A 25,963-nucleotide genomic window follows, 5' to 3' on the forward strand; every position below is an offset into this window, starting at 1 on the left:
GTCAGCCGGAGCCGACGAACAGCACCATCAGCAGCCACACCACGGGCGCCGTGGGCAACAGCGAGTCCAGCCGGTCCATGATTCCGCCGTGCCCGGGAAGCAGCGTGCCCATGTCCTTGATGCCCAGGTCGCGCTTGATCATCGACTCGCCGAGGTCACCCAGTGTGGCGCTGGCCGCGACCGCGAAGCCGAGGAGCAGGCCCTGCCACCAGGCCCCGTCGTCGATCAGGAACTGCATGCACAGCGCGCCCGCCACCATCGCGAACGAGACCGCGCCGAGCAGTCCCTCACGGGTCTTGCCGGGGCTGATGCGCGGGGCCAGCTTGTGCTTGCCGAAACGCCAGCCGACGGCGTACGCGCCGGTGTCGCTGACCACCGTCAGCAGCAGGAAGGTCAGGACGCGCCACGGGCCGTCGTCGGCCGTCAGCATCATCGCGACGAAGGTCGCCAGGAACGGGACGTAGAAGGCCGCGAAGACGCCCGCCGTGACGTCTTTGAGGTAGCCCTCGGGCGGCTCCGTCATGCGCCACACGAGGACGGCGAGCGCCGTCAGTGCCATGGCCACCCACGCGCCCTCGGCGCCCCGGACGTACCCGGCGACGACCATCGCGGCGCCACCGAGCGCCAGCGGGACCAGGGGCGCCTTGATGCCCTTGCGCTCCTCGAGCCGACTGGTCAGCTCCCACAGGCCCACCACGACGGCGACGGCGACCACACCGACGAAGGCGGCCTTGACGACGAACAGGGACGCGATGATCACCACGCCGAGCCCGACACCGACCCCTATGGCCGCACCCAGGTCGCGTCCCGCGCTCTTCTTCTGCGGCGGGGGCGCCGGCTGCGGGGCGTCGGGCATGGGCTCCGGATTCTGCTGCGCCGCTGGGTAGGGCGGCGACTGCGGCGGTTCGTCGCGGAACAAGGGGCCGCTCAGCCGAGCGGCCCCCCGGTCGTCATCCTGGTCACCGCCGTACGCGGGTACCTCGGGCACGATGGGCATGGGGCGAGTCTGCTGCGCCTCAGGCGCATCGTACGCGGGACCCGCCGGGGCAGCCCCCTGGACAGGTCCCTGGTCGGACGGCCCCCAGTACCCGGCCTGCGACCCGGTGTGGGGCGGCGCTCCCCAGGAAGAGTCGTTCATCAGACCTCGAGCAGCTCCGCTTCCTTGTGCTTCAGGAGCTCGTCCACCTGGGCCACGTATTTGTGGGTGGAGTCGTCGAGTTCCTTCTCGGCACGGCGGCCCTCGTCCTCGCCGACCTCGCCGTCCTTGATCAGCTTGTCGATGGCGTCCTTGGCCTTGCGGCGCACGGAGCGGATGGACACGCGCGCGTCCTCGGCCTTGCCCTTGGCGACCTTGATGTAGTCGCGGCGGCGCTCCTCGGTGAGCTCCGGGAACACCACTCGGATGATGTTGCCGTCGTTGCTCGGGTTGACGCCCAGGTCGGAGTCGCGGATGGCCTGCTCGATGTTGCGCATGGCCGTCTTGTCGAACGGGGTGACTACCGCCATGCGCGGCTCCGGCACGGAGAACGAAGCCAGCTGGTTGATCGGCGTCGGCGCGCCGTAGTAGTCGGCCACGATCTTGTTGAACATCGCCGGGTGCGCACGACCGGTACGAATCGCGGCGAAGTCCTCCTTGGCGACCACGACGGCCTTCTCCATCTTCTCCTCGGCCTCGAGGAGGGTCTCTTCGATCACCACTTGCTCCTGCGTGTCTTGAGTAAGGCCCGGCTGCGGTTCCTTGGTGGGGCGGCGGCCGGCTGCGTCGCGTCTTCTTCCTGCACGGTTCCCGACCCGCAGGACATTGTCCATCCCCCGGTCAGGGTCCGTCGGTGTTGCCCGTCAGTCCCGGCTGCCCTGCTCACCCACAAGCGTGCCGATCTTCTCACCCTTGACCGCGCGCGCGATATTGCCCTCCGCCAGGAGCTCGAAGACGAGGATCGGGAGCTTGTTGTCGCGGCACAGCGTGATGGCGGTCATGTCGGCGACCTTCAGGTCGCGGGTGATGACCTCGCCGTAGCTGAGCGAGTCGAACTTGACGGCCTCGGGGTTGCTCTTCGGGTCGGAGTCGTAGACCCCGTCCACGCCGTTCTTGCCCATCAGCAGCGCCTCGGCGTCGATCTCCAGGGCGCGCTGGGCCGCGGTGGTGTCGGTGGAGAAGTACGGCATGCCCATACCGGCACCGAAGATCACCACGCGACCCTTCTCCAGGTGCCGCACGGCCCGCAGCGGGATGTACGGCTCGGCGACCTGGCCCATGGTGATGGCGGTCTGGACCCGGCTGTCGATGCCCTCCTTCTCCAGGAAGTCCTGGAGGGCGAGGCAGTTCATGACCGTGCCCAGCATGCCCATGTAGTCCGAGCGGGCCCGGTCCATGCCGCGCTGCTGGAGCTCGGCGCCACGGAAGAAGTTGCCGCCGCCGAGGACGACCGCGACCTGCGCCCCGTCCCGCACGACGGCGGCGATCTCGCGTGCGATCTTGTGCACCACGTCGGGGTCCACACCCAGGCCCCCGCCACCGGAGAAGGCCTCACCGGACAGCTTCAGCATGAACCGGCCGCGTACTTTGCCGTCGTCACTCTTCTGGGGCTTGGTGGTCATCGGAGATCCCGCCTCTTTCACGTGGTGCACATACGAAGAAGGCCATTGCCGGTGGGGTGTTGTTCGCATCCCATGCTCGGCAATGGCCTCCTCGTCAGATCTGCTGTCGTCCGTCACGCGCCCGCGTGACGGCGTACCGGACGACTGCACTCGACCCTATCGGGCCGGTGCGCCGATCGCGGCACGGACTCAGATGCCGACCTTGATGCGCGTGAAGCGCTTCAGGGTGACACCGGCCTCGTCCAGAACCTTCTGGACCGACTTCTTGTTGTCGAGCGCGTAGGGCTGACCGAGCAGCGTGGCGTCCTTGAAGAAGCCGTTGAGGCGACCCTCGACGATCTTCGGCAGGGCGGCCTCGGGCTTGCCCTCGGCGCGGGTGGTCTCCTCGGCGACGCGGCGCTCGGACTCGACGACCTCGGCCGGCACGTCCTCCTTGGAGAGGTACTTCGGCGCGAAGGCGGCGATGTGCTGGGCGACACCCTTGGCGATCTCGGCGTTGGGCTTGTCCAGCTCGACGAGGACACCGATCTGCGGGGGCAGGTCGGGCATCGTGCGGTGCATGTACGCGCTGACGAAGCCGTCGGAGAACTGCGCGAAGCGGTCCAGGACGATCTTCTCGCCGAGGTTGGCGTTGGCCTCGTCCACGAACGCCTGGACGGTCTTGCCGGCCTCGATCTCGGAGGCGAGCAGGGCTTCGAGGTCGGCCGGGGACGTCTTGGCGACGTGCTCGGCGATCGCGGCGGCGGCGGCCTGGAACTTGTCGCCCTTGGCGACGAAGTCCGTCTCGCACTTCAGCTCGACCAGGACGCCGGAGGAGTTGTCGTCGGCGATGATCGAGACCACGGCGCCGTTCTCGGCGGAGCGGCCCTCGCGCTTGGCGACGCCCTTCTGGCCCTTGATACGGAGCGCCTCGACAGCCTTCTCGACGTTGCCCTCGGCCTCGTCCAGCGCCTTCTTGCAGTCCATCATGCCGGCGCCGGTGAGCTCACGAAGCTTCTTGACGTCGGCGGCGGTGTAGTTCGCCATGAGTCTGTGAATCTTTCTGGAAGTCTGGAAGATCGAAGATCTACGGGGTCTACGGCCCCTGTCTAGTCGGGGGCCGCTGACTCTCCGCCGACCTACGGGTGAACGGCGGGAGCGGACTTCACCCGCGCCGGAGGCGCCGGTGGATGGAGCACCGCTCCCGCCGTCAACTGAAGACGCTGATGGATCAGGCCTGCTCGGCGTCCGCGGCCGGAGCCTCGGCAGCAGCTTCCTCGGCAGCAGCTTCCTCGGCGGCCGGAGCCTCGGCGGCGGGGGCCTCAGCAGCGGGGGCCTCGGCCTCGGCGGCCGGAGCAGCCTCGGCAGCGGGCGCCTCGGCAGCGGCCTCGGCCGGCTTCTCGGCCTCGTCGGCCTTCTTCTCACCCTCGAGCAGGTCGCGCTCCCACGCGGCCAGCGGCTCGCCCGCGGCCTTGTCGCCCTTGCCCTCGGTGGCGACACGGGAACGGGAGATGAGGCCCTCGGCGACCGCGTCGGCGATCACACGGGTGAGCAGGGTGACGGAGCGGATCGCGTCGTCGTTGCCCGGGATCTTGTAGTCGACCTCGTCGGGGTCACAGTTCGTGTCGAGGATCGCGACGACCGGGATGTTGAGCTTCCGGGCCTCGCCGACAGCGATGTGCTCCTTCTTGGTGTCCACGATCCAGACGGCACTGGGCACCTTCTGCATCTCGCGGATACCACCGAGGGTCTTCTCCAGCTTGGCCTTCTCGCGCGAGAGCACGAGAAGCTCCTTCTTGGTCAGACCGGACGCGGCGACGTCCTCGAAGTCGATCTGCTCGAGCTCCTTGAGGCGCTGCAGACGCTTGTAGACGGTGGAGAAGTTGGTGAGCATGCCGCCCAGCCAGCGCTGGTTGACGTAGGGCATGCCGACGCGGGTGGCCTGCTCGGCGATGGCCTCCTGCGCCTGCTTCTTCGTGCCGACGAACATGACCGTGCCGCCGTGGGCGACGGTCTCCTTGACGAACTCGTAGGCGCGGTCGATGTACGACAGCGACTGGAGCAGGTCGATGATGTAGATGCCGTTGCGCTCCGTGAAGATGAAGCGCTTCATCTTCGGGTTCCAACGACGGGTCTGGTGACCGAAGTGGACGCCGCTCTCCAGCAGCTCCCGCATCGTGACGACGGCCATGGCCGTTCTCCTTGGTGTTCTCGGTTGTACCGCGGGCGCCGGAGGGCGCTCGCGCCTGACGCCCACATGCGCCGTGCCACGAAGGACCGAGGGGCGCTGACACAGACCTCGTGCGAGGCCTGATGTCGGGGCGTGCGAAGTCGACCCGGTGACCCGGATCGCCAAAGGAAGTGTACGGGACCCACGAGGCACCGGGTGACGCCGCTGTCCACAACCAGGGAGTAGTCCACAGATCCCGGCCATGATCGACGGGGGTGCGGGACGGTTCCGGCATGCGAGTGATGCGACGTGTACCGATGACCTGGGCGGCGGCACTGCTCGGGCCGGCGTTGGCCGCCCTGACGTCTTGGGCGTGGGCGGACGCCGCGCCACCACCGCCGGCCCCGTCCCCGTCCGTCCCGGCCGTCGGCCGCGCCTGGCCGGTCGGGACGCACCCCGCGGTCCTACGGGGCTGGGAACCTCCGGCGACGGCGTACGGCCGGGGTCACCGGGGCGTGGACCTGGCAGCACCGGCCGGTACACCGGTACGGGCGGTGGCGGCGGGCCGGGTGTCCTTCGCCGGCAGGGTGGCCGGACGGGGTGTGGTGTCGGTGGAACTGACAGGCACGGATCTGCGAACGACGTACGAACCGGTGCGGGCGTCGGTGCACAAGGGTGACGAGGTGAAGGCGGGCGAGGCGGTCGGCACGGCGGAACCGACGGGCTCGCACTGCGCGGTCACGTGCGTGCACTGGGGTTTGCTACGGGGAGACACCTACCTGGACCCACTGTCACTGCTCCCCCCGTGGCTGCTGCACAGGGGGCCGTCGAGGCTGTTGCCTGTGCTGGGAGTGCCGCTGCCGACTTGAGCGACGCCACCGTCTGCCACTAAGCCCAGCCGTGGCCTGCGGGCAGTCGTGCCGCTCGGGGCGGCTCCCGACCCGAAGAGAGGCGGCACCCCGCCGGCGCGAGGCAAGCGAAACGCGCCGACCGCAACCCCTGCCGGCCTCAGCCGCGAACCCCCCGCAGTGCCATGGCCACCGCGGCATCAGTGATCGCCGCCGGATCCTCCGCAGCCCCCAGCTCGATCCGCCGCACCGCCGCGTCCACAACGCCCTGCAACAACATCGCCGCCAGCCGAGGCTCCGCGTGCCCCAGCTCCCCCAGGGCCTCGCCGATCATCGCGACGAGCCCGCCGTGCGCGGCCCGGATCTTCTCCCTGGCCCCGGCGTCCAACTCGCTCGCCGAGATCGCCACGACCGCCCGGTGCCGCCGGTCCCCCACCAGCGCCAACTGCTGCCGCACATACGCCTCGACCTTGGCCTCGGCGCCTTCCGCCGCGGCCATCGCCGCGGAAACCTCGGCCGCCCACACCGGGAAATCGACCTCGCACAGTTCCTCGACGACTGCCGCCCGGGACCGGAAGTACTCGTACACGGACGACCGCGCGAGCCCCGTCCGCTCGGCGAGGGCCGGGAAGGTCAACGCCTCCGTCCCACCCTCGGACAGCAATGACCGAGCCGCGTCCAGAAGGGCGGCTCGCTGCATCGACCGGTGCTCGGCCACGGAGGCCGCTCGAATCCTTGGCACGTCAACCACTTTACGGACACGCCACCCCCGACGGGAGTGAGTCGCCTCGACATCGCCGCAACGCAGCCTCGCCGATCCCTGCTTCTGCCTGGGGTCAGCGCCCGAAACTCGCCAGCTTGGCCCGCAGCTGCAGCACCGACTTGGTGTGGATCTGACTCACCCGGCTCTCGGTCACGCCGAGCACGTTCCCGATCTCGGCGAGCGTGAGTCCCTCGTAGTAGTACAGCGTGACGACGGTCTTCTCCCGGTCGGGCAAGGTGTTGATCGCCCGCGCCAGAAACCGCCGCAGCTCCCGGTCCTCGGCGACTTCCACGGGGTTGTCGGCAGCGGTGTCCTCCAGCGTGTCCATCAGACTGAGCCGGTCGCCGCCCTCGCCCCCCACGTGCAGCAGCTCTTCCAGGGCCACCACGTTGGCCAGCGACAACTGGCTGAACACCGCGTGGAGTTCGTCCACCGGAATGCCCATCTCGGAGGCCACTTCCCCCTCCGACGGCGTCCGTCTGAGCCGCGCCTCCAGCGTCGCGTACGCCCGCTCCACGTTCCGTGCCTTCTGCCGCACCGACCGCGGAATCCAGTCCAGGGCCCTGAGCTCGTCGATCATCGCGCCCCGGATCCGGGTGATCGCGTACGTCTCGAACTTGATCTCCCGGTCGATGTCGAACTTCTCGATCGCGTCGATGAGCCCGAAGACCCCGGAGGAGACGAAGTCGGCCTGCTCCACGTTCGGCGGCAGACCGACGCTCACCCGTCCCGCCACGTACTTCACCAGCGGCGAGTAGTGCAGGATCAGCTGCTCCCGCAGCCGCTCGTCCCCCGTGTCCTTGTACGACCGCCACAGCTCGTCGAGCGTCGAGGGAGCGGGCGGCCGCACGCTGCCACCGTCACGGGCGGCTGGGGGGATCGCCGCCCGGTCGGACCCGGAGGTGTGCTGGGGCATTCGTCGCCTTGTGCCGTTCTGCCGTGAAGTGGGGGTGCCTGGGTGAGCTGTCGGTCTGATGTCGAGATGCCTGTCTGCGTCGGAATCCACGTGAGCGTAGCGTGACTGGAGTGTCGCGGTGCGCGAAGGACGGCGCGGAACCCGTGCGCAGATACGTTCCGCAGTGCGCCCCACCGAGTCACGGCGGTCGCTGTGCGTGACTACCGTGAGACGCCAACTGCGAGTATTTGCACAGGTGTCAGGCTTCCCCCGGACGGCCGAACACGCTCGGTCAGCATCGACTCCGACCCCCGCGGACGGAGATCATCGCCTGGCGTGTCAACTTCCAGCCGTCGCCGTGTCGTTCGACGTAACCGAGTGATCGGAGTTCGTACAGTCTCGCGATCGCGTCGTCCTGCGTGGTCTGTGCACCCCGCGCGATCTCGCGGGGCGACGCCGCGCCCCGGCCGGGCAGCGCGGCCAGCACGCGCCGGGCCCCCGGCTCCAGCAGATCGCGGGGCAGCACGGGTCCACGCCGGTCCGGGGCCAGCTCCCCCATGTCGCCGACCAGTTCGACGACTTCCGCGACGTCGGTGACCAGCACGGCGTCGCCCCGCAGGAGTTCGTGCACTCCCGCGGACAGACCACTGGTGGCCGGCCCGGGCACCCCCATCGTGTGACGCCCGAGCCGCTGAGCCGCCCGTGCCGTGACCAGCGAGCCGCTGCGGTAGGCGGCTTCGACGACGACGGTACCCCTGGTCAGGGCGGCGATCACCCGGTTGCGGACGATGAATCTGCTCGGCGTCGGATGATCACCGGGCGGCAACTCCCCGATCACCAGTCCCTGTTCGGCGATCCTGGAGATCAACTCGGTGTGTCCGCGTGGGTAGGGCCGGTCCACGCCGCAGGCCAGGACCGCGACGGTGGCACCGCCGGCGCCGAGCGCGCCCCTGTGCGCGGCGCCGTCGACCCCGTAGGCGCCGCCGGACACGACCACCCACCCGTGCTCGGCGAGCCCGGCGCCGAGCGTGGCCGCCATGTGCGCCCCGTACTCGGTGCACGCCCGTGCCCCCACGAGGGCGACGGATCTGAGCGCCCACATCCGCAGACTGGGCCGCCCCCGCACCCACAGGCCCAGTGGCCGCGCGTCCCCCAGATCATCGAGCTGCCCGGGCCACTCGCCGTCCCCGGGCGCCACGAACCGCACCCCGGAGTCCTGTGCGACAGCGAGATCCCGCTCGGGCTCGACCTGCCGTGCCCGGGCCAGCAGCCCGGCCCACCGCTTGTCGGTCACCCCGACGAGCTGCGGCCCGCCCTCGCGCAGCCGCCGCGCCACTTCCACCGCGCCGAGCTCCCGCAACCACCGCCCGCCGACCTCGTCACCCGGTTCGAGAACGCGACTCAGAAGGACACGGGCGAGCCTCTCGCCTGCCGGATCGCCGTCGACGCTCACGTCAGCGCCCCGATGGCCATGGGCACGCCCCGCGGCACACCGGTACGCAGTTGCAGCGCCAGGGCGACGTCCGTCGCGTCGGGCCGGTCGTGGCCGACGAGGTCCGCGACGGTCCAGGCGACCCGCAGGACGCGGTCGAGTCCGCGGGCGGTCAGCACGCCGCGCTCCAGACTGCGTTCGGCCTCGTCCATCGCCCCGGTCAAGGCGTGCCAGCGGCTGCGCAGTTCGCGGCCGGGGACTTCGCTGTTGGTCCGCCACGGTGTGCCGGCGAGCCGGGCCGCCGCCCGCTCTCTGGCCGCCCGCACCCGGTCGGCGACCGTCGCGGTGGACTCGCCCCGTGCGCCGCGCTGCGTCAGCTGGGCGCGGGTGACGCGGTCCACCTCGACGCGCAGGTCGACCCGGTCGAGCAGTGGCCCGGACAGTCGCGCCTGATAGCGGCGGATCGCCGAGGGCGGGCACTCGCAGAAGTCGTCCACCTGCGAGAAACGACCGCAGGGACAGGGATTCGCCGCGAGCACCATGAGGAACCGCGCCGGGAAGCGCACGACCCCCGCGCTCCGGGCGATCACGACGTGCCCCGCTTCCAGCGGCTGCCGCAGGGCATCCAGGGCGTGGCTGCTGAACTCGGGCGTCTCGTCGAGAAAGAGAACACCTCGATGCGAGAGCGACACGGCGCCCGGCCGCGCGATGGCGGGGCCGCCGCCGACGAGCGCCTGCATCGTGGCCGAATGGTGCGGGGCGCAGTACGGAGCGACGTCGATCAGGGGTTTGCCCGGCGGCAGCAGTCCTGCCACCGAGTGGACCGCGGTGACCTCGAGCGAGTCGGATCGGGTGAGCGGGGGCAGGATGGCGGGCAGTCGCTCCGCGAGCATCGTCTTCCCGGCGCCGGGCGGGCCCTCCAGGAACAGGTGATGCCCACCCGCCGCGGCGACCTCCACCGCGGTCCTCGCCGAGATCTGACCCACCACATCGGCGAGGTCATGGTCCTGGTTGTGCTGTGCCTCGCCCAGGCTGTGCATCCCCGTGGCCGCGCCGGTGCCGGGCACCCGCAGACCGGCCAGGAGCGGATCCGGACGGCCGTGCTCCTCCGGTTCCTCGTCCGGTACGGGCTCGTCCGCCAGGACGGCGATCAGCTGCCGCAGGCTGCGTACGCCCAGTACGGACACGCCGGGCACCAGCGAGGCCTCGGCGGCAGCGCACTCCGGCACGACCACCTGCTCGTAGCCGGCGTCCGCCGCGGCGAGCACCGCCGGCAGGATGCCCCGGACGGGCCGGACCCGGCCGTCCAGACCCAGCTCCCCGATCATCACGATGTCGGCGAGCACCCGCGGGTCGATCCGCTCGGCGGCGCCGAGCACGGCGCACGCGACGGCGAGATCGAAACCACTGCCGGCCTTGGGTACCGACGCCGGGCTGAGCCCGACCGTGAGTTTCTTCTGCGGCCACTCACCACCGGAGTTGACGACCGCCGCCCGTACCCGGTCCCGGCTCTCGGTCAGGCTCTTGTCCGGCAGTCCCACCAAGGTGAACGCCGCCACTCCTGGTTCCAGATCGGCCTGGACCTCGACCACCACACCCTCGACGCCTACCAGCGCCACCGAGCACGTACGCGCGAACCCCATCAGGCCACCCCCCGCGCGTGCTCGACCACGGGTGCGCCGCGGTCGGGGAGCACCACGCCGACCAGGTCGATGCGGACGCCGCCCGGCGGGGCTCCTCCGTGTTCCTGCGCCCACCGCTGCGCCAGCCCGCGCAGGCGTTCCGCCTTCGTCGGCGTGACCGCGGCCATGGGGTGCTGGAAGACGCCCGCCCTGCGGGTCTTCACCTCGCAGACCACCAGGACGTCCCCGTCCCGGGCCACGATGTCGATCTCGCCCGTCCTGCCGGCGCGCCAGTTGCGCTCCAGGACCGTCATACCGGCGTCCGCCAGCCGCCGCGCGGCCAGGTCCTCGCCGTACTTGCCCATCGCACTGCGTTGTGCGCTGCGTGTGTTCATGTCGGCACCACCTCCGGCGCCAACGATGAGGGCAGCTCAGCGAGCTATTGGATCTTGGTGGACAGCGCGAGAGTTGTGGACAACCTCGTCACCCACGCGAGCGAACATCAGCCGCCCGGCAGCTCCAGATCGCTCTTGTTCAGCTCCTCGATGTTCACATCCTTGAACGTGAGCACCCGCACCTGCTTCACGAAACGAGCCGGCCGGTACATGTCCCAGACCCAGGCGTCCGCCATCGACACCTCGAAGAACACCTCACCCTGGACCGAGTGCACCTGCATCTCGTAGTCGTTGGTCAGGTAGAAACGCCGCTCGGTCTCGATCACGTATTTGAACAGACCGACGACATCGCGGTACTCCCGGTAGAGCTTCAGCTCCATCTCGGTCTCGTACTTCTCGAGGTCCTCGGCGCTCATGGCAGCTTCCCCTTCAGCCGTGCGATCCCACCATTGTGCGCCAGTCCCGCGAGCCTCTAGACGATTTCCGTGTCAAGGGTTACGGGCCTGGCCGGGGGACCTTCGTCGAGCAGCCTGGTCAGCAGCTCGGCGAGTCTGGTCGGATACACCGTCTCATGTGCCCGGGTCAGTTCCCGACAGGTCCACCAGCGTGCTCCGGCGACGCTGCGCCGCTCCAGCTCCGTGAGGCCCGTGGCCTCGGTCGCCGTCTGCTTCGTACGGGCCAGGTAGTACCACTCGTCCTGGTCCCAGCGGCGGCCCGCGAAAGGAAAGGAGCACCTGCGCCGCCACAGCACGGGGCCGAGTTCGACGTCGGTGATGCCGGTCTCCTCGGCGAGTTCCCTGCGGGCGGCCTCTTCTCGGGTCTCCTCGCCCTCCAGCCCGCCGCCCGGCGTGAACCACCAGTCGTCGGCCGGATCGTCCGGCTCGTGGCCGTGCAGGAGAAGGATGCGGTCGTCGGGGTCGAGCAGGACAACCCGGGCCACCTTGCGCAGCCCGCCCTGGTACGACTCCTCGTATGCGCCGGACGCCTCAGCGGGCACCCACGGGCTCCGTCCGCGCCCGGGAGCGCCGCCCGCCCGTCCGCTTGGCGATCGGGCCGTACGCGCCGCCGCCGAGGACGAGGACGGCCCCGGCCACGATCAGGGTGACGATGATGCGCAGCGGGCCCGGCTGGGAGATCGCGCCGAGGGTCTCGAAGCCGGTGGGGCGCTCCAGCATGCCGTTCATGGGCCAGACGACGGCGTCCACCCGAGCCGTCACGGCGGAGCTCGCGACGGTGCCCTGGGCCGCGTCGCTGAGGTGGGCGGAGGAGTCCAGGGAGCCTTCGCGCTCGTCACCGAGCAGGAACAGGCGCCCCTTGGGGACCTTCACCGTCGGGATCTTCTTGTCCTCGACGACGCTGCCCTTGAGATAGGACTCGTCGATCTGCTTGCCGTTGACGGTCAGCTTGCCGTTCGTGCAGCAGGAGACCGTGTCGCCGCCGACCGCCACCACGCGCTTGACCACAGGCGCGTTGGTCACCCAGGTCTTGTCGTTGAAGACGACCACGTCGCCCCGGCGTATCTCGCTGCCGTCGATGCGCTGGGCCAGGACCCGGTCACCGGCGTCGATCGTCGGCGTCATCGAAGTCGTCGGCACGGTGTACGGCCGGTAGATCACCGCTCCCCAGGCGAATCCTCCGAGGAACAGCACACAGCCCAGTGCGACCGCCAGTCCGGACAGTCGCTGTCCGGTCTTGGTGCCCACCGGGCCCGTGCTTGTGCCGCCGCTGCGCGGGGCCGTACGCGTAGTGCTCTCGCCACCCATGGGTCCGCACCTTACCCGGCGGTACCTGACCCGGTCAGCCCTTGCACCGCGACCAAGGTCACAAGCTCCACAAGGGTTTCACGAGAGACCGGTAAGCCGGGTGAGCCACGGTCCGAGGGGCGGGCTCAGCGGGTCTGCGCGACCGAGATCCGCCTACGACGCCACAGGGCCACCGGCACCACACCGGTCAGGGCGAGCGCGTTCGGAGCGGCCGTCAGGGCGCCCGCCGCCGAGGACTGCTTGCTCAGACCGGGCTGGTCGAAGGTGTCCGGGATCGGGAGGGTGTCCCAGCGGGTGATCGGCCAGGCGATGACGACGGCGCGCCCGACGACCTTGTTCACCGGGACCATGCCGTTGTGCTTGTCGCTCTGGTTGTAGCGCGAGTCGCGCGAGTTCTGGCGGTGGTCGCCCATGACCCAGATGTAGCCCTTGGGGACCTTCACCGAGAACTGGCCGCCCTGGTCGTCGACGCTGCAGGGCGTGTTGCCGGCGTAGACGAACGACGTGTCGTTGAGCGCCTTGCCGTTGACCGTCAGCGGGCCGGAGCCCTTGCAGGAGACGGTGTCGCCGCCGACGCCGATGACGCGCTTGATGAGGTCCTTCTCCTCGGCGGACGGCATCAGGCCGATCCAGCTGAGGACCTTCTGCAGCGCGTTCGGAGTGGCCGCGGGCTCGCCCGCCAGCCAGTTGTCCGGGTCGTGGAAGACGACGACCTCGCCGCGCTCCGGCTTCGAGCCGAACCAGGGGGTGAGCTTGTCGACCAGGACACGGTCGCCCTGCTGGAGGGTGTTCTGCATCGAGTCCGACGGAATCGAGAACGCCTGCACCAGGAACGTCTTGATCAGCAGCGCCAGCACGAGCGCGATGCCGATCAGGATGGGCAGCTCCTTCCAGAAGGAGCGCTGCTTCTTGGACTTGGGGGGTGTCCCGCCCGCGTCCTTCTCCTCGGTGCGGTCCTGCTTTCCTGGCACCCTGCCGTCCTCGGTCGCCCCGGAGTCACTCCCGGAGGTCACGGCGCTGTCCGCGGCCGGGACGGCTGCGGACATCCCGGGCTGTCCGCGGTGCTCCTCGCCGTCGTGTCCGGACCGTGCGCCAACCGCCACATCCCCCACGCCAACTCCTTACTCTGTGCCGCTGCCTGCCCCAGATGCGACGCAGGCCCACCACTCCCATAACGAGCGGGAGTTCCGCAGGGGTCGGGAGTTGGATCGATCCGTTCAGATCGTCGGAGGCAACCCTATGCGACAGCTGGGGGGACGCGGTCGTCCCCGACACGGAGTTGGAAACGGAGGCGAAAGTTTTAGGTTCCTTCAAGGAAGTCCAGTGGCCGAAGGGCCAGGCGATGACCTTCGCCCGTCCCACCACGGAGTTCAGGGACACCGTGCCGCCGTAGTCGGTGTTCTGGTGGGCGCGGGAGTCCGCGGAATTGGCCCGGTGGTCGCCCATCACCCACAACCGCCCCTTGGGGACGGTGATGTCGAACTCCTGGGTTGACGGGGCGTTTCCGGGATAGAGGTAGTCCGTCTCGTTCAGGGGAACGCCGTTGACGGTGACCCGCCCTTGCGCGTCACAGCACTTGACGTGGTCGCCGCCGACACCGACCACCCGTTTGATGAGGTCCTTCTCGTTGGCGGAAGGCAGCAGGCCGATAAAGGTGAGTCCCTCCTTGACCTGCTTGACGACGACGGGGTCGTTCTTCTTCGTCGTGGTCTGCTCGTCGGCGAGCCAGCCCCCGGGGTCCTTGAAGACGACGACGTCACCGCGCTTGGGCTCGGAGCCGAACCAGGGGGTGAACTTGTCGACCAGGACGCGGTCGCCGATCCGGATCGTCTGCTCCATGGAGCCGGACGGGATCACGAACGCCTGGACGAGGAACGTCTTCAGGACCAGGGCTATGAGGACGGCGACGCCGACGAGGAGGGGTATCTCCTTGACGGCGCTGCGCCGTCGGCGCCGTTTGACCTTGCGCTGCAGCTGGCGCCGCTCGGCGCGGGTGCGACCGCCGCCTCCGGCCGGGGCGGAGGTGCGGCGGGAGCCGGTGGGCAACAGGTCCTCGGCCGCGCTGTCGGCGGCACCGCGGGGTTTGCCACGGTTACCCATGCGCACCGTCCGCGGCAGGCACGCGCGCGTAGGCGCCGGGGCGCTGCAGGCGGGTCCAGTGGGCGCTGGGCCAGACGATCCAGTCGGCCCGTCCGATGACCTCGGCCAGGGGGATCATGCCGCCGCCCGGCGAGCCCAGGTGGTCGCGGGAGTCGCTGGAGTCGCTGCGGTGGTCGCCGAGGACGAAGAGGGTGCCGTCGGGTACGACGACCTTGAAGGACACCGAGGACGGACTGTCACCGGGGTACAGGAACGTCGACTCGTCGACCGACCGGCCGTTCACCTCGATCCTCCCCTCCTTGTCGCAGCAGACCACGTGGTCTCCCCCCACACCCACCACGCGCTTGATGTAGTCGGCGTTCCCGAAGTACCCGGTGCCGTCGAACACGACGACATCGCCGCGCCGCGGCTCGGCACCGAAACGGTACGCCAACTTATTTACGAGAACGCGGTCCCCGATCCTCAATCCGTTTTCCATGGATCCGCTGGGAATCTGGAAGGGTTGCACCACGAAAGCGTTGAGGAGCAGCAAAAACACCAGGCAGACCAGCACGGTCAGAGAGATCAGCCCGCCCGGCAGCCAGTCGGTGATCCGCGACACCAACGCGAAACGCGACCGGTCCTCCGGTCCCTGTGCGCCCGAGAACTCCTCGGAAACGGAAGGGCTGGAGGAGCGGTCGCGCTCCGTCGGCTGAGCTTCGGTGTCCATCGAGGCCAGATGCTATCCGGCCCCGCTGTGACGTCCGAGAGGCGCTCAGTTGTCGCGCTTCTCCTTGATCTTCGCGGCCTTGCCGCGCAGCTCGCGCAGGTAGTACAGCTTGGCGCGACGCACGTCACCGCGGGTGACGAGCTCGATCTTCTCGACGATCGGGGTGTGCACCGGGAAGGTGCGCTCGACGCCGACGGAGAAGGAGACCTTGCGGACCGTGAAGGTCTCGCGGACACCGGCGCCCTGGCGACGGATCACAACGCCCTTGAACTGCTGCACACGGGAGCGGTTGCCCTCGATGACGCGGACGTGGACGTTGACGGTGTCACCCGGGCGGAAGGCCGGGACGTCGCTGCGCAGCGACGCGGAGTCGACGGTGTCGAGCAGGTGAGACATTTCGTCTGCTTTCTTCGCTGATGCCACAGGTCATCAACGGGCGATAGGTGTTCCTGAAGGATGCTGTCCGTGTCGGGGCGGGCGTCGTGTCCCCCCGTGGCAGGGGCGCGCGCCGGACGACGCACAACAGCGGCCTATTCTTCCACGCCGTCTGGCCTGCGCCAAAATCGGCCGTACGGCTCCCCCTCCGGGTCCGGGGCCCAGCCCAGGATGGAGAGCATCTCGCGGTCCTTCTTGTCGAAGGCCTTGGGGTCGCAGTGCGCGATGAGGTCGGGCCGGTTGGCCGACGTACGCTTCAGGGCCTCGTCGCGGCGCCAGCGGGCGATCTTGCCGTGGTGGCCGCTGAGCAGCACGTCCGGGATCCCGCGGCCGCGCCACTCGGGCGGCTTGGTGTAGACGGGGCCTTCCAGGAGGTTGGCCATGGCACCGGGCGCGAAGGAGTCGTCGCGGTGGGACTCGGCGTTGCCGAGGACGCCGGGCAGCAGGCGCGCCACGGCCTCCGTGACGACCAGGACGGCAGCCTCGCCGCCGGCCAGGACGTAGTCGCCGATGGAGACTTCGTAGACCGGCATGCGGGTCGCGTACTCGTCGATCACGCGGCGGTCGATGCCCTCGTAGCGCGCGGGCGTGAAGATCAGCCAGGGGCGCTCGGAGAGTTCGACGGCGAGTTCCTGGGTGAAGGGGCGGCCGCTTGGGGTGGGGACGATCAGCGCGGGTGCGTGGCAGCCCGTCTCGTAGCCGTCGGCGAGGGCGGAGTCCAGGGCGTCGCCCCAGGGATCGGTCTTCATGACCATGCCCGGGCCGCCGCCGTACGGGGTGTCGTCGACGGTGTTGTGGCGGTCGTACGTCCACGCGCGCAGGTCGTGCACATGGACGTTCAGCTGTCCACGCGCGCGTGCCTTGCCGACGAGGGAGACGTTCAGGGGCTCCAGGTACTCGGGGAAGATCGTGACGACGTCGAGGCGCATCACGACTCCTCCTCCGACGAGTCCCGCGAGGAGGCGATCTCGGCCTGGTCGTCGATGAGGCCGGGCGGCGGGTCGATGACGGCCTTCTGCTCCTCGAGGTCGATCTCCGTGACGATCTCCTCGACGAACGGGATGAGCACCTCGGTGCCGTCCGGACGCTCCACGATGAACAGGTCCTGCGAGGGCAGGTGCGAGATCTCGGTGATCCGCCCGATCTCCGCACCGTCCTTGGTGACCACGTCGAGGTCCATCAGCTGGTGGTCGTAGTACTCGTCCTCCTCCTCGGGGAGCACCTCCGGGTCCACCTCGGCAATCAGGAGTGTGTTGCGCAGCGCCTCGGCGCCGTTGCGGTCCTTCACGCCCTCGAAGCGCAGGAGGAGACGGCCGCTGTGGACGCGGCCGGTCTCGATGGTGAGCGGGCCCGTCGAAGTGGGGTCCGTCTGCAGTACGGCGCCGGGCGCGAGCCTCAGCTCCGGCTCGTCGGTGCGGACCTCGACGGTGACCTCGCCCTTGATGCCGTGGGCACGGCCGATGCGAGCGACTACCAGCTGCACTTGCTTGCTTCTCCTGATCTGAGTGCATCCACGACTACGGGCCGGGGACGGCCCAGTGGCCCTCCCCGGCCCGAGCCGGTGCTGCGTTTGGCGTCAGCGGACGTGGTCCACGTCGACGAGGTCGACGCGGACACCGCGGCCGCCGATGGCGCCCACGACGGTGCGCAGAGCGCGTGCGGTGCGGCCGTTGCGACCGATCACCTTGCCGAGGTCGTCGGGGTGGACCCGGACCTCGAGAACGCGCCCGCGACGCAGGTTGCGCGAGGCGACCTGCACATCGTCAGGGTTGTCGACGATGCCCTTCACGAGGTGCTCGAGAGCCTCCTCGAGCATGCTCAGGCCTCGGTCGGCGCAGCCGCAGAAGACTCGGCCGGAGCCTCGTCCTTCTTCTCAGCCTTCTTCTTCTGGGTGATGGCCTCACCCTTGCCCTCGTCGTCGCCACCAAGGGCCTCGAACGACGGACGCGCGGCCTTCGGGGCCGGCTGCAGCAGAGGAGCCGGGGCGGGCTCGCCCTTGTACTTCTGCCAGTCGCCGGTCAGCTTCAGGATGGCGAGGACGGGCTCGGTCGGCTGCGCGCCGACACCCAGCCAGTACTGCGCGCGCTCCGAGTCGACCTCGATGCGCGAGGGGTTCTGCACCGGGTGGTACAGACCGATCTCCTCGATCGCACGACCGTCACGACGGGTGCGGGAGTCGGCGACGACGATGCGGTAGTGAGGCGAACGGATCTTGCCCAGACGCTTCAGCTTGATCTTGACTGCCACGGGAGTGGGTTCTCCTGGTTTTGACGTGGTTGGGCACGGCGAGACTGCCGCGTGGGGTTGCGGTACCCGAGTGCCCGATGGACGCGTCAGCCGGAGGCGAGAGGGTTCCTGTGCGGCTGTCGAGTACAGCTAGCCATTGTGCCACACCCCGTGGGTCGCGTCCGCCGCGGGTGCTGGAAGGCATGCCTGCGGGGCACCCGGCGTTCCGGGTGCCCCGCAGGCCAGACATGTCGGCTACGACATCCGGGATGCGGCTGCCACGAGCAGCCGCATCCTCAGCCTGCCGCCGCCACGGCGACCTCCGGAATCCGGAACGGCTTCCCGCAGCCACCGCACACGATCGGCGCCTGGGCCAGGACCGACGGGACGACGCGCACGTTGCGGCCGCAGTCGCACACCGCCTTCACTCGCACCCCTCCCCCGGACGAGCCGTGGCGGGCGGCCGGGCCCCGGAAGCTCTTCGGGGTGTCGGCGGAGGTGGCTGCCGTGTGGGCCTTCAGGGCGCGCTGGAGCCGCTCGATGGTCGGGCGGTAACGCCGCTTGGCCTCGGGGTTGAGCGTGACCAGCGAGAAACCGCTGCTGGGGTGCGGCTCCTCGGGGTGGTCCAGGCCCAACTCCTCGGCGATCGCAAGGAATCTGCGGTTGTGGTAGCGGCCGGCACGGGACGTGTCGCGCACGCCGCGCGAAGCGGCGATGCCATGGACTGCCTCATGGAGCAGTCGCTCGAAGGAGAGCTCGTGACCGCACGCGGACGAGGACTCTCCGATCAGGGACTCGGGCGCGGCCAGATCGGGCAGCTCGGGGTGGTACCGCTGAATGTCGGCCCACGCCTGTGCCAGCTCTGCGGCGAGAACAGGTGGTGTCTGTGTCGTGCTCACGTAATGACAACGAGCGGGGGTGCCGCTGTGTTCCTATTCCGGGCCATCCCAAATAATTTGCACGTACCCGTCAGTTGCCGCTGATGCGTCCGGACGAGGACGGGTGCGCTGATCTGCGGAGAAACCTCACAGCTCGCACCAAGGTGGTACGTAGTCCGAACTACGACCCGGCGCGTAGACGACGTCCACGGTCCGGTGCGGCTGTGATCCGCAGGTGCGCAAGGGGCGTTTCGGCCGCTCTCGCGACGGAAGGCGCTACCTCAGTAAGCGCGCGCGACGACCGCGACGTTACCGGGCGCGTCCTCGTGCTCGGGAACCGCCCCGTCCTCGCCGACCAGACACCGTACGGTCACCGCGCGCTCGGCCAACCTGGCCTCGCCTTCTTCGCCTAGATCCGCCCACGGGATGCGCGCCCACCCGCCGGCGCCGACCGCCTCGACGGCCTCCTCGATCGTGGACACGTCCGTCGTACGGAACTCGCGGCGCTCGCGCGACTGCCGCAGGAGCAGCGCCTGGTCCTCGTCGAGGACCCCGGGGAGCAGACCCACGAGGGAGTCGATGGCCACCGGCTCCTTGCCACCCGGGATGCGGCGGGCCAGCATCGCCGTGCCGTTCTCCAGGTCACGGGGCCCGAGCTCGATCCGTACGGGCACGCCTTTGAGCTCCCAGTCGACGGCGCGGCGCCCGAAGGGGACGTCCGTCCGGTCGTCCACGTGGACGCGGATGCCCGCGGCCTTCAGCCGGTCGGCGATTTCGCGGACCTTGGCCAGAACCGTGTCGTCGCCCTTGATCGCGAGGACGACGGCCTGGATCTGCGCGAGCCGCGGCGGCACACGCAGACCGTCGTCGTCGCCGTGCGTCATCACCAGGGCGCCGATCATGCGCGTCGTCGAGCCCCAGGACGTCTGCCAGACGAGTTCCTGTGTGCCTCCCCTCGACAGATACCGGGTGTTGAATGCCTTGGCGAAGTTCTGGCCCAGTTCGTGGCTGGTGACCATCTGGAGGGCCTTGCCGTCGCCCATCATGCTCTCGAGCGTGAGGGTGTTGATGGCGCCCGCGAAGCGCTCCTTGACCGTCTTGCGGCCGGACAGGAAGTCCATCGCGAGGACGTTCTCGAGGAAGTCCCCGTAGACGTGCCGCTGGATGTGCGCGGCGAAGTCCCGCGCCTCCTCGTAGGTGGCGTGCGCGGTGTGGCCCTCCTGCCACAGGAATTCCGTCGTACGGAGGAAGAGGCGGGGCCTGAGCTCCCAACGCACCACGTTCGCCCACTGGTTGATGAGCAGCGGCAGGTCGCGGTAGCTCTGCACCCACTTCGAGAAGTACTCGTTGATGATCGTCTCGGAGGTGGGGCGGACGACGGCGGGCTCTTCGAGTTCCTTTCCGCCGGCATGAGTGACCACCGCGAGTTCGGGGGCGAAGCCCTCGACGTGGTCGGCCTCGCGGGTGAGGTAGGACTGCGGGATCAGCAGCGGGAAGTACGCGTTCTGCGTGCCCGTCTCCTTGATCCGGGCGTCCATCTCGGCCTGCATCCGCTCCCAGAGCCCGTACCCGTACGGTCGGATCACCATGGTGCCGCGCACCGGCCCGTTGTCGGCCAGCTCCGCCTTGTTGATCAGATCCTGGTACCAGCGGGGGAAATCGTCCGCGCGGGGCGTGAGAACGGATGCCTTTGCCATGGCGCGATGCTACGGGCCCACGTTGCCGGGATGTGAATTCTTTTCCCCCGCACAGACAACCCACAAGCCGGGCCCGACAACCCCTGGACGAGCGGTCGAGTGCGGAGTTATCTGGCATACGGGGGAAGTACGAGCGCACTTCACGGGGGCTACGGAAACGGGCACAGCGGCAACTCTCGGCGGATTGGGGCGCTTTGATGACACCTACGCTCGTGCGGCAGCACCATTCTCACGCGGGCGAGACGTCCCGCGTGGACCCGTGTGCACGCGCGCGTGACTGGTCCGAGATCCAGGAGCGGATGCTGGTCCCGCTCTACGAGGCCGTCTACGAGCGACTGGAAGTGGGCCCCGGCACCCGGCTGCTGGGCCTGGGCTGCGGCAGCGGGCTGGCTCTCCTGATGGCGGCCTCCAGAGGCGCCGCGGTCACCGGTGTCGACGCCTGTTCCCCCGAGCGGCTCGCCCTCGCGCGGGAGAGGCTGCTTCCGAAGGCGTGGGACACGCGCGCGCGTGAGGACCGACGGCTGGTCGACGGCTCACCACAGGACGCGGCCGGCGCGGAGACGCCCGCGTACACCCTGGTGACCGCTTTCGAGCCCATCGGGTGTCTCGCGGGCGACTCGGAGGGGCTCGGCGGGCTGTTGCAGGCAGCGACACCGCTCGCCGGGCGCGGGGCGCCCGTGGTGCTCGCCGGCTGGGGTCCGCCGGAACGGTGCACCACGTCATCCGTGCTGCGGGTGGCCACCAGGCTGGCGGATCCGCTGCGCAGCACGGGCAGTTGGCGCCCCGCCCTTCGCGACGACCTGGAGGAGGTGGCCCAGCGGGCGGGCCTGAAGCCCGACGGCTCGGGACGGGTCGCCTGCCCGTTCGGCTACGCCTCCATGGACAGCGCGGTACGGGGGCTGCTGTCGACGGGCCTGTTCGACGCGGCGGTCTCGGCGACGGACCAGGCACAGGTCGACAAGGAGCTGACCGAGGCCCTGCATCCGTATCTGCGCCGGGACGGGACGGTGTGGATGCCGAACGTGTTCCGGTATCTGATCGCCCGGACGCCGTGACGGGTCGGAATGTCCGGGGTGCCCCAAGGTTAAGAAGTTCCTAGAAATGCACGTGCGAATGGTGTGAAGAAAGCTCGGGAGGAAGCTTCCTGCCGCGCTGAACTGCACGCCGCCCCCATAACCTTGCAAACCGCTCGGGGGATCTACACATCTGCATACAGGAGCTGTTGTGCTGCACCACAAGACCGCGCTGCGCCTCGCCGCGCCCGTGGCCGTCCTCGCTCTCGCGCTCACCGCCTGTGGCGGCGGGGACGACAAGGCCGACTCGAAGAGCCCGGCCACCGCGCAGGCCAAGGCCTCCCCGACACAGTCGGCGGCCTCCGGCGGCGAGATGGGGACCGGCGAGGCCGCCACGGGGAAGTTCGAGGAGGACCCCGGCGTGGTGACGTACGGGATCGTGGCCCAGAAGGTCGTCCTCGGCACCGAGGCCGACGCCAGGAAGGTCGTGGCCGACGCGAAGGACGCCGAGGGCAAGGTACTGGCCACCGCCCAGGTGAAGTTCACCCACAAGAGCGGTCCGGCGCTCACCGACTCGGCCGACGTGAACGACGGCACCGAGGTCTACGCCGACGGCGTGCCGGGCGCGATCCTCGTGGGCGCGGACGAGAGCTCCGTCGCCGGCTGCGAGGACGCGTACGACGTCGAGAGCTGGAAGCAGGGCGAGAGCCATGTCTTCTGCGAGACGTACCTGGTACCCGCGGACGCGAAGAGCGTCGAGGTGCACTGGGCGGAGGAGGACGGCGAGCCGTACATCTGGAAGTTCCCCAACTCCTAGGCGCCGCAGGGGTGGCCGGACTCCGGTCACCCCTCGCCCTTGGCGAACCGCGTGACCCCCGCGACCCGGTACGCGTCCGCCTCCTCCAGGGTCTCGTTCGCCAGCAACGCCTGGGCCAGTGCGTCCAGTTGGGACCGGTGGTCGCGCAGTTTGCGGCACGCCTCCTCGTAGCACTCGTCGACGATCCGGCGCATCTCGTGCTCGATCACGTCCAGGGTCTGCGGGGCCGCCGAGAGGCCGTACGCCTGCTGGGCGTCGCTCGGCAGTGCCGACAGGCGGCCGACGCGCTCGCTCATCCCCCACCGGGCGACCATCCCGCGCGCGATGTTGGTGACCTGCTCCAGGTCGTTCTCCGCGCCGGTCGTGACGACCCCGTAGACGACGTGTTCCGCAGCCATGCCGCCGAGTGCGCCGATGATGCGGCCGCGCAGGTACTCCTCGGTGTACGCGTACTTGTCGGACTCCGGTGTCGAGAGCGTCACGCCGAGGGCCCGGCCGCGCGGGACGATGGTGATCTTGCGGACCGGGTCGGCGCCGGGCTGGAGCATGCCGAGCAGGGCGTGCCCGCTCTCGTGGAACGCGGTGCGACGGCGCTCCTCCTCGGGCATCACCAGCGGCCGTTCGGCGCCCAGTTGGACCTTCTCCAGGGCCTCCGAGAGGTCGGACTGCGACACCGTCTCCTGCTTGCGCTTGACCGCGAGGAGGGCGGCCTCGTTGGCGAGGTTGGCCAGTTCGGCGCCGGTCATGCCCGGGGTCGTACGGGCGACCTGCCCGAGGTCGACGTTCTCGGCGAGGGGGATCTCGCGGGTGTGGATCTCCAGAATCGCCTCGCGGCCGCCGCGGTCCGGGGGCGAGACCATGACCACCCGGTCGAAGCGGCCGGGGCGGGTCAGGGCCGGGTCCAGTACGTCGGCGCGGTTGGTGGCCGCGATGACGATGACGCCCTCCGAGCCGGAGAAGCCGTCCATCTCGGTCAGGATCTGGTTCAGCGTCTGCTCGCGCTCGTCGTGACCGCCCATGCCGGAGCCGCCGCCGCGGGCCCGGCCGATGGTGTCGATCTCGTCGATGAAGATGATCGACGGAGCCACTTTGCGGGCCTCCGCGAACAGCTCACGCACGCGTGAAGCACCGACGCCGACGATCATCTCGATGAACTCGGAGGCGGACGCGGAGAAGAAGGGCACGCCCGCCTCGCCGGCCACCGCGCGCGCGAGGAGGGTCTTGCCGGTGCCGGGCGGGCCCGCCAGCAGCACGCCCCTCGGCATCTTGGCGCCCATCCTCCGGTAGGCGTCGGGGTTCTTCAGGAAGTCCACGACGTCGTTGAGTTCACCCTCGACCTCGTCGATGCCCGCCACGTCCTCGAAGGTCGTGCGCGTGGCTCCCGGCTGCAGCTCGACCGGCTTGGGCGGCGCCTTGCGCCCGAGCATGCCGCCCGCGCCGCCGAGCCCCGCGCTCATCCGGCGCGCGATGAAGATCCAGAGCACGACCAGGAGCAGCATCGGCGCCAGCGAGATCAGGAGATTGGCCAGGAAGCTGCGGTGTTGGACGACCGGCTCCGCGGTGACCGTGACGTTGTGCTTGGTCAGGTCCGTCCAGATCTGGTCGTCCGCGAAGGACGGGCGCTGGGTGTTGAACTTGGTGTATTTGCCGTCGCCGCCCGGGTTGTCCTGCTCCTTCTTGAGCTGGCCCTGGATCGCGTCGCCCTTGGCGTAGATCTTGCTGACGTTCCCGGCGTCGACCTGCTTGCTGAACTCCGTGTACGAGATCGTCGGCTCGTCGCCCTCGTTGAAGAACGAGAGGATCAGGTTGGCGATCAGAAACACGACCAGCGCGGTCAGGATCAGGCTCCACCAACCGCCCCGCATCTTCCGCCCGCCCGGCGACGGCTTCGGAGGCTCCTCGGGGGTGCCCTCGGTACGCCAGGGCTGGTCGGGCGACTTGCGCGGCGGAGCAGGGTTGGTCATATCGGGACGTTACGACAGGAAAGCCGTACGGGCATGCGGATGGACGACGCCGGGGGCGCCCCTGGAGAGGGGCGCCCCCGGCGTCGTACGAAACGAACCGTCAGCCCATGAACTTCTTGAACTCGTCCGGCAGCTCGAAGTCCTGCGGTGCCTGCTGGCCCGGCACACCGAGGGCGTTGCCGCCCTGAGCGGCCGCGGCGCGGCGTGCGGCCTCCTCCTGCTCCTGCTGCTTGCGCTTCATCGGGTTGCCGGAGCGCTGCTTGCCCTTGGCCTGCTTGGGCTGCTTCTTGCTGCGGCCGGGGCCGCCGCCCATGCCCGGGACCCCCGGCATGCCGGGCATGCCGCCGCCCTGGGCCATGCGGGACATCATCTTGCGGGCCTCGAAGAACCGCTCGACCAGGTTCTTCACGGCGCTGACCTCGACGCCGGAACCCTTGGCGATACGGGCGCGGCGCGAGCCGTTGATGATCGTCGCGTCCTGGCGCTCGCCCGGAGTCATCGACTTGATGATGGCGGCCGTGCGGTCGACGTCCCGCTCGTCGATGTTGTTGATCTGGTCCTTGATCTGGCCCATGCCGGGCATCATGCCGAGCAGCTTGCTGATGCTGCCCATCTTCCTGACCTGCTCCATCTGGGCCAGGAAGTCGTCCAGGGTGAAGTCCTGGCCCTTCTTGGACGCCAGCTTGGAGGCCATCTTCTCGGCCTCTTCCTGGCTGAACGTCTTCTCCGCCTGCTCGATCAGGGTGAGCAGGTCACCCATGTCGAGGATGCGGGAGGCCATCCGGTCCGGGTGGAAGGCGTCGAAGTCCTCGAGCTTCTCGCCGCTCGACGCGAACATGATCGGCTTGCCGGTGACCTGGCGGATCGACAGGGCCGCGCCACCGCGGGCGTCACCGTCGAGCTTGGAGAGCACCACACCGTCGAAGCCGACGCCGTCGCGGAAGGACTCGGCGGTGTTGACCGCGTCCTGACCGATCATCGCGTCGACGACGAACAGGATCTCGTCCGGCGAGACGGCGTCGCGGATGTCCGCGGCCTGCTGCATCAGCTCCTGGTCGATGCCCAGGCGGCCGGCGGTGTCCACGATCACGATGTCGTGGACCTTGGCCTTCGCGAACTCGATGGAGTCCTTGGCGACCTTGACCGGGTCGCCCACTCCGTTGCCCGGCTCGGGCGCGTAGACCGCGACGGCGGCGCGCTGGGCGACGACGCTCAGCTGGTTCACGGCGTTGGGGCGCTGGAGGTCGGCGGCGACCAGGAGCGGCGAGTGGCCCTGCCCCTTCAGCCAGTGGCCGAGCTTGCCCGCGAGGGTGGTCTTACCGGCACCCTGCAGACCCGCCAGCATGATCACGGTCGGCGGCTGCTTGGCGAAGCGCAGGCGCCTGGTCTCGCCGCCGAGGATCGTGACGAGTTCCTCGTTGACGATCTTCAGGACCTGCTGGGCGGGGTTCAGCGCCTTGGAGACCTCGGCGCCGAGGGCACGCTCCTTGACGTTCTTGATGAACGTCCGTACGACGGGCAGCGCCACGTCCGCTTCGAGGAGCGCGATGCGGATCTCGCGGGCCGTGGCGTCGATGTCCGCCTCGCTCAAGCGCCCCTTGCCGCGCAAGTTCTTGAAGGTCGCTGAAAGGCGATCGGAGAGAGTATCGAACACGGCGG

General features: G+C 69.5%; 28 protein-coding genes. 3 read left to right on the top strand and 25 right to left on the bottom strand.

Going from position 1 to position 25,963, the window contains the following annotated elements; all coding sequences use genetic code 11:
- Nucleotide 1: 1 nt before the first annotated feature.
- From OG303_RS16115 to rpsB, 5 genes are all read right to left on the bottom strand, one after another.
- Nucleotides 2-1,138: a phosphatidate cytidylyltransferase gene (locus OG303_RS16115; protein ID WP_405869081.1), complete on the bottom strand. Its 1,137-nt coding sequence runs from the start codon at nucleotides 1,136-1,138 to the stop codon at nucleotides 2-4.
- A complete protein-coding gene (frr, locus tag OG303_RS16120) occupies nucleotides 1,138-1,695 on the bottom strand; it encodes a ribosome recycling factor (RefSeq protein ID WP_405869082.1) in 558 nt (185 codons plus the stop codon). Before frr ends, OG303_RS16115 begins: the two co-directional genes overlap by 1 nt.
- A 144-nt stretch (nucleotides 1,696-1,839) precedes the next feature.
- Nucleotides 1,840-2,598 (bottom strand): UMP kinase, encoded by a 759-nt coding sequence (gene pyrH, locus OG303_RS16125; protein WP_405869083.1) that lies wholly within the window; start codon nucleotides 2,596-2,598, stop codon nucleotides 1,840-1,842.
- Nucleotides 2,599-2,787: 189 nt separating this feature from the next.
- Complete coding sequence (gene tsf / locus OG303_RS16130; protein ID WP_405869084.1) at nucleotides 2,788-3,624, bottom strand: translation elongation factor Ts; 837 nt, start codon at nucleotides 3,622-3,624, stop codon at nucleotides 2,788-2,790.
- 184 nt (nucleotides 3,625-3,808) lie between these two features.
- Entirely contained in the window at nucleotides 3,809-4,768 is a 960-nt protein-coding gene (gene rpsB, locus OG303_RS16135) for a 30S ribosomal protein S2 (RefSeq protein ID WP_405869085.1), read from the bottom strand.
- A 272-nt stretch (nucleotides 4,769-5,040) separates the two neighbouring features.
- Here rpsB and OG303_RS16140 point away from each other — a divergent pair, with 272 nt between their 5' ends.
- Complete coding sequence (locus OG303_RS16140; protein WP_405869086.1) at nucleotides 5,041-5,616, top strand: murein hydrolase activator EnvC family protein; 576 nt, start codon at nucleotides 5,041-5,043, stop codon at nucleotides 5,614-5,616.
- A gap of 139 nt (nucleotides 5,617-5,755) precedes the next feature.
- Here OG303_RS16140 and OG303_RS16145 read toward each other — a convergent pair whose 3' ends face one another.
- The 18 genes from OG303_RS16145 to proS all read right to left on the bottom strand — a co-directional run bounded on the left by OG303_RS16145 (nucleotide 5,756) and on the right by proS (nucleotide 20,510).
- Complete coding sequence (locus OG303_RS16145) at nucleotides 5,756-6,313, bottom strand: helix-turn-helix domain-containing protein (protein WP_405877299.1); 558 nt, start codon at nucleotides 6,311-6,313, stop codon at nucleotides 5,756-5,758.
- 118 nt (nucleotides 6,314-6,431) lie between these two features.
- Nucleotides 6,432-7,274 (bottom strand): RNA polymerase sigma factor WhiG, encoded by an 843-nt coding sequence (gene whiG / locus OG303_RS16150; protein WP_405869087.1) that lies wholly within the window; start codon nucleotides 7,272-7,274, stop codon nucleotides 6,432-6,434.
- Nucleotides 7,275-7,545: 271 nt separating this feature from the next.
- Nucleotides 7,546-8,706 carry a DNA-processing protein DprA gene (gene dprA / locus OG303_RS16155; RefSeq protein WP_405869088.1) on the bottom strand — a complete coding sequence of 387 codons (1,161 nt, stop codon included), beginning with the start codon at nucleotides 8,704-8,706 and terminating at the stop codon, nucleotides 7,546-7,548.
- Entirely contained in the window at nucleotides 8,703-10,328 is a 1,626-nt protein-coding gene (locus OG303_RS16160; protein WP_405869089.1) for a YifB family Mg chelatase-like AAA ATPase, read from the bottom strand. The genes dprA and OG303_RS16160 overlap by 4 nt, the downstream gene beginning before the upstream one ends.
- Nucleotides 10,328-10,702 carry a YraN family protein gene (locus tag OG303_RS16165; protein WP_405869090.1) on the bottom strand — a complete coding sequence of 125 codons (375 nt, stop codon included), beginning with the start codon at nucleotides 10,700-10,702 and terminating at the stop codon, nucleotides 10,328-10,330. Before OG303_RS16165 ends, OG303_RS16160 begins: the two co-directional genes overlap by 1 nt.
- A gap of 107 nt (nucleotides 10,703-10,809) precedes the next feature.
- On the bottom strand, nucleotides 10,810-11,118 hold the full coding sequence (locus OG303_RS16170; RefSeq protein WP_003965949.1) for a DUF2469 domain-containing protein: 309 nt from the start codon (nucleotides 11,116-11,118) through the stop codon (nucleotides 10,810-10,812).
- Nucleotides 11,119-11,174: 56 nt separating this feature from the next.
- Nucleotides 11,175-11,699: an NUDIX hydrolase gene (locus tag OG303_RS16175; RefSeq protein WP_405869091.1), complete on the bottom strand. Its 525-nt coding sequence runs from the start codon at nucleotides 11,697-11,699 to the stop codon at nucleotides 11,175-11,177.
- On the bottom strand, nucleotides 11,689-12,465 hold the full coding sequence (gene lepB, locus OG303_RS16180; RefSeq protein ID WP_405869092.1) for a signal peptidase I: 777 nt from the start codon (nucleotides 12,463-12,465) through the stop codon (nucleotides 11,689-11,691). Before lepB (OG303_RS16180) ends, OG303_RS16175 begins: the two co-directional genes overlap by 11 nt.
- Before the next feature lie 125 nt (nucleotides 12,466-12,590).
- On the bottom strand, nucleotides 12,591-13,577 hold the full coding sequence (gene lepB / locus OG303_RS16185) for a signal peptidase I (RefSeq protein WP_405869093.1): 987 nt from the start codon (nucleotides 13,575-13,577) through the stop codon (nucleotides 12,591-12,593).
- The gene (gene lepB, locus OG303_RS16190) at nucleotides 13,462-14,565 is read right to left on the bottom strand and encodes a signal peptidase I (protein WP_405869094.1); all 1,104 of its coding nucleotides are present in this window, start codon (nucleotides 14,563-14,565) and stop codon (nucleotides 13,462-13,464) included. Before lepB (OG303_RS16190) ends, lepB (OG303_RS16185) begins: the two co-directional genes overlap by 116 nt.
- Nucleotides 14,558-15,274, bottom strand: a complete 717-nt coding sequence (gene lepB / locus OG303_RS16195; protein WP_405869095.1) for a signal peptidase I — start codon at nucleotides 15,272-15,274, stop codon at nucleotides 14,558-14,560. The genes lepB (OG303_RS16190) and lepB (OG303_RS16195) overlap by 8 nt, the downstream gene beginning before the upstream one ends.
- Nucleotides 15,275-15,319: 45 nt before the next feature.
- A complete protein-coding gene (rplS, locus tag OG303_RS16200; protein ID WP_010353847.1) occupies nucleotides 15,320-15,670 on the bottom strand; it encodes a 50S ribosomal protein L19 in 351 nt (116 codons plus the stop codon).
- A gap of 134 nt (nucleotides 15,671-15,804) precedes the next feature.
- Entirely contained in the window at nucleotides 15,805-16,638 is an 834-nt protein-coding gene (trmD, locus tag OG303_RS16205; RefSeq protein WP_405869096.1) for a tRNA (guanosine(37)-N1)-methyltransferase TrmD, read from the bottom strand.
- Complete coding sequence (gene rimM, locus OG303_RS16210; RefSeq protein WP_405869097.1) at nucleotides 16,638-17,192, bottom strand: ribosome maturation factor RimM; 555 nt, start codon at nucleotides 17,190-17,192, stop codon at nucleotides 16,638-16,640. The genes trmD and rimM overlap by 1 nt, the downstream gene beginning before the upstream one ends.
- Before the next feature lie 93 nt (nucleotides 17,193-17,285).
- Nucleotides 17,286-17,525 (bottom strand): RNA-binding protein, encoded by a 240-nt coding sequence (locus OG303_RS16215; protein ID WP_003973401.1) that lies wholly within the window; start codon nucleotides 17,523-17,525, stop codon nucleotides 17,286-17,288.
- Nucleotides 17,526-17,527: 2 nt separating this feature from the next.
- Entirely contained in the window at nucleotides 17,528-17,956 is a 429-nt protein-coding gene (gene rpsP, locus OG303_RS16220) for a 30S ribosomal protein S16 (protein ID WP_405869098.1), read from the bottom strand.
- A gap of 275 nt (nucleotides 17,957-18,231) precedes the next feature.
- Nucleotides 18,232-18,834, bottom strand: a complete 603-nt coding sequence (locus OG303_RS16225; RefSeq protein ID WP_405869099.1) for a hypothetical protein — start codon at nucleotides 18,832-18,834, stop codon at nucleotides 18,232-18,234.
- 260 nt (nucleotides 18,835-19,094) lie between these two features.
- On the bottom strand, nucleotides 19,095-20,510 hold the full coding sequence (proS, locus tag OG303_RS16230) for a proline--tRNA ligase (protein WP_405869100.1): 1,416 nt from the start codon (nucleotides 20,508-20,510) through the stop codon (nucleotides 19,095-19,097).
- A gap of 197 nt (nucleotides 20,511-20,707) precedes the next feature.
- Here proS and OG303_RS16235 point away from each other — a divergent pair, with 197 nt between their 5' ends.
- Entirely contained in the window at nucleotides 20,708-21,565 is an 858-nt protein-coding gene (locus OG303_RS16235; RefSeq protein ID WP_405869101.1) for an SAM-dependent methyltransferase, read from the top strand.
- A gap of 169 nt (nucleotides 21,566-21,734) precedes the next feature.
- The gene (locus OG303_RS16240; protein ID WP_405869102.1) at nucleotides 21,735-22,340 is read left to right on the top strand and encodes a hypothetical protein; all 606 of its coding nucleotides are present in this window, start codon (nucleotides 21,735-21,737) and stop codon (nucleotides 22,338-22,340) included.
- Between the two features lie 26 nt (nucleotides 22,341-22,366).
- On the opposite strand, the gene ftsH is transcribed toward OG303_RS16240, so the two are convergent.
- Together ftsH and ffh are read right to left on the bottom strand one after the other, a co-directional pair.
- The gene (gene ftsH, locus OG303_RS16245; protein WP_405869103.1) at nucleotides 22,367-24,304 is read right to left on the bottom strand and encodes an ATP-dependent zinc metalloprotease FtsH; all 1,938 of its coding nucleotides are present in this window, start codon (nucleotides 24,302-24,304) and stop codon (nucleotides 22,367-22,369) included.
- A 100-nt stretch (nucleotides 24,305-24,404) separates the two neighbouring features.
- Nucleotides 24,405-25,958 (bottom strand): signal recognition particle protein, encoded by a 1,554-nt coding sequence (ffh, locus tag OG303_RS16250; protein WP_405869104.1) that lies wholly within the window; start codon nucleotides 25,956-25,958, stop codon nucleotides 24,405-24,407.
- Nucleotides 25,959-25,963: the final 5 nt, after the last annotated feature.

It is taken from the genome of Streptomyces sp. NBC_00005 (genome assembly GCF_045160215.1).
Classification (GTDB): domain Bacteria; phylum Actinomycetota; class Actinomycetes; order Streptomycetales; family Streptomycetaceae; genus Streptomyces.